Source organism: Tamlana crocina, from assembly GCF_012037625.1.
Map to the genome: position 1 here is coordinate 1 of NZ_JAAVJS010000457.1, position 371 is coordinate 371.

Below are 371 nucleotides of genomic sequence, written 5' to 3' on the forward strand. Positions count from 1 at the left end.
AGGCGATATAATATGCCTTTACAATGGTAAGAATGATAAAGATCCAGTTAAGCAGTTTTAAACTTATAAAATAGGTATCTGTAAGGAATTCCGGTTTGACGATCCCAAGAAATACCTCTACCAGGGTCACCACAGACATGATGATGAATACCGTCCAGATCCTTTTAGTGTTCGATTTATGTACGTGTGTAGTATCGTGTGCCATTTTGTTCCTGATTTATACCAAATAGAAGAATGTGAAAACAAATACCCATACAAGATCCACAAAGTGCCAGTATAGTCCTACTTTCTCAACCATTTCGTAATGTCCTCTTCTTTCGTAAGTTCCAATTAGAACATTGAAGAAGATGATGATATTGATAAATACTCCT

Annotated in this window: 2 pseudogenes; both read right to left on the reverse strand. The window is 35.8% G+C overall.

The features are described from left to right. Positions 1 to 205 (reverse strand): annotated as a pseudogene (locus HC176_RS17580) (cytochrome C oxidase subunit IV family protein); the annotation flags it as partial. 12 nt (positions 206 to 217) lie between these two features. Next, a pseudogene (locus tag HC176_RS20145) lies at positions 218 to 371 on the reverse strand (cytochrome c oxidase subunit 3); the annotation flags it as partial.